A 2,538-nucleotide genomic window follows, 5' to 3' on the forward strand; every position below is an offset into this window, starting at 1 on the left:
GGTATGCGAGCGCGATGTCAGCGTGCGCGGCTTTCTGCTCGGCGGGCGTCATTGCGCGGCCTCCACGACCGGAGCCGGTTCGGTTTTGAGCGCGCACTCCACGACCTCAATTCCTTCGATCCAAGCCCAATCGATCATCTGCTCAGCCGATGCGCGGTTGGCAAAAGCCTGCTCACGCCAAGCCTTAGCTGTGTCATCTCGCATGGTCGCTGCTTGCAGCTCCATCAGCGTTGCGGACGCTTTGAGCTGTGCAGCTGCGTTGAAGATGTCCTTCAGAGGAATAGAAGGGAACGTTTGCATCACGCAGCCCTCCTCTGCTCAACGCCATGTTGGCGCAGGCAGAAATCGACGTGCGGCATGATGCTGCCCTCAAGCATGTTGAGCACGTCGTCATGCGTGTTCGAACGGCTATTACGCTCAAGTGCCAGAAAGGCTGAATGAGCCATTCTGAGTGCTTTCTGAGCCCGCTCGAGGCCTGAAATCTCTTCCAAAACATCGTCGGTCATGAAGTTAAAAACGCGGTCTGTATCGGCGTCTGTTACGCCGTCTGGCAAATTCGCCATCTCTACTTCTCCATCACTGGAAACACTAGCCGGAAACCCGGCTTGTTCGGCCCCGGCGTATCGGAGTCGCGTCAAGCGGGGTCAGTGGCGGGCTTCTTGATGGGTTATTGGTAACCGTACCAGATACCGTCGTCAACAAGAAAGTGACGATTTTGGTTACCGAGAGCACAAAAAAAATCTCAGCTCTCAGGCTGAGACCCAAAGACGGCATCGCGCGCGTTAATACATATTCCTTAACAACTCGCAATTTTACCGAGCTTGCAATGTTCTCATTACGTTCTCATATTGGCGATCATGGAAGCGCGAAAAGAACGTGAATTGAGCACATCAAGCAACACTGCTGTCCCGGTCGGACATGATCGCCTCCATGAGTCCAAGGAGGTGCTTTCTCTGCGCGAGGGAGAGGTGACGCCAAATTCCGAGGAGTACCTTCTCTTGCTTCGCATGGAGCGCATCCTTGATTCTCTGGTCATCAGGAGCCGCAGGCGGAAGATCCGTCTGGCCAGCGTCAATCATGAGCAGCCAAGCGGGGGTGACGCTTAGGTGAGGCGATAACCGCTCCGCCCATTCAGGCTTCAGGCTAACCTTGGCATTCTCAAGCTTCCATATTTGTTGCTTGGACGTTCCCGCCAAGTCAGCCAGCTCTTTCTGAGAGACCCCGACCTCACGCATTCTCTTGGAAAGGCGGTCGGCTATCGCTGCTTGCTTCTCTGTGCTTCCAGACATTCTCAGCTTGTAACTCTTTTGTTGACGCAAGGCGGTATCTTTTTAGTTGACCGCGGGTAACCAGACGGGTTACCTGACAGCATGACACTTGATGAGTGGCTGAACGACCAAGGGATCTCTGGCGCAGCGTTCGCGCGTCAGTCCGGCATTGGGTTTCGGCAGATCGTTTTTCGATACCGCAACGGGACATCCTTCCCCAGACCCGAGAACATGCGCCGCATAATCGAGGCTACTGGCGGGAAAGTGACCCCGGAAGACTTCCTCAAACAGCGGGATAGTACCCGCCGCACCCCCACGGAGGCGCGCCCATGACCTCCAAGGATCCGATCCGCTCTTGCGAGCACCTCGAAACCGTCACCGTGACTGACCTGAGCGGCAGGACAGTCACGGGGTTTGTGCCTGATATCGGGGCAGTAACCCATGAGGAAAGCCGCGCCAGAATGTCAGAAGATCGTCTTCTGGTGATCTGTGATCGTGTCTGGTTTGCCCCGATCACAAACGCGTCTTGTTTGATGATTGAAACAAGGTCTCCTTTCGCAACAGTAAGCGGTTTCCATGCTGAACTGTGGCTTGGAGAGCAGATCTTTATTGCAGAGCTTTCGTTCGCTTCCGCTTTTACGGTCAGAGATGATCCGCTCACGATAATGCAGTTCCGAGCCACGAAACTAACCCCGGTACCCACTGGATTCCGATCTTTACCAGTTCCGAGGTTAGTTCTTTCTGGCCCTGATCTCCCAAGGAGCGTCCAGCCATGACCTCCCCCAAAAATCCCCCCTTCTCCCTGTTGGGAGACCTGTCAGCGCTCGATGTGCAGAGCATCGCCAAGCGCACTGAACGAAAGGCTGGGAAATGAGCCAGACGAAATCCTGCGTGATGTGCAGTCGTAAGATCCAGCGCGCGCCGACGAGCTGCGAACATAACTGGCGCAACCGCAAGTTCTGCAGCGATCAATGCTCGAACGACTTCACGCACTCCGAGAAAAAGCGGCGCGACGAGAACCGTGAGAGCATTCCGGCGTCGCTCCTCGAGCGAGACCACACGGGCGCGATCCGGTTGGTCATCGTGCCTCCTGGGAGGCTCTGGGCGTCGGTATCTCGTGGGACAAAGCCGAAGCGCAGACCCATCACATGAGGGGGCGCTGACATGCAGGATGCTCCCAAAACGTGGATGGTCATCGGATTCGTCTCTCCATCCAACGGCGCGATGGTCCAAGCCCCCGGCGCGGTCATGACGATTTCCGAAGCCAATA

4 protein-coding genes are annotated in these 2,538 nt (G+C 56.0%); 1 reads left to right on the top strand and 3 read right to left on the bottom strand.

Annotated elements, in window-relative coordinates; genetic code table 11:
- Positions 1-48: 48 nt before the first annotated feature.
- The 3 genes from JCM15831_RS15140 to JCM15831_RS20695 all read right to left on the bottom strand — a co-directional run bounded on the left by JCM15831_RS15140 (position 49) and on the right by JCM15831_RS20695 (position 1,289).
- Complete coding sequence (locus JCM15831_RS15140) at positions 49-300, bottom strand: hypothetical protein (protein WP_025824898.1); 252 nt, start codon at positions 298-300, stop codon at positions 49-51.
- A complete protein-coding gene (locus JCM15831_RS15145; protein WP_025824899.1) occupies positions 300-563 on the bottom strand; it encodes a hypothetical protein in 264 nt (87 codons plus the stop codon). The genes JCM15831_RS15140 and JCM15831_RS15145 overlap by 1 nt, the downstream gene beginning before the upstream one ends.
- A gap of 327 nt (positions 564-890) precedes the next feature.
- Positions 891-1,289, bottom strand: a complete 399-nt coding sequence (locus tag JCM15831_RS20695) for a helix-turn-helix domain-containing protein (protein WP_025824900.1) — start codon at positions 1,287-1,289, stop codon at positions 891-893.
- 849 nt (positions 1,290-2,138) lie between these two features.
- Here JCM15831_RS20695 and JCM15831_RS21750 point away from each other — a divergent pair.
- Complete coding sequence (locus JCM15831_RS21750) at positions 2,139-2,420, top strand: hypothetical protein (RefSeq protein WP_025824903.1); 282 nt, start codon at positions 2,139-2,141, stop codon at positions 2,418-2,420.
- The last annotated feature ends 118 nt before the right edge of the window (positions 2,421-2,538 follow it).

Origin of the sequence: Asaia astilbis JCM 15831 (assembly GCF_000613845.1) — a bacterium.
Lineage (GTDB): Bacteria > Pseudomonadota > Alphaproteobacteria > Acetobacterales > Acetobacteraceae > Asaia > Asaia astilbis.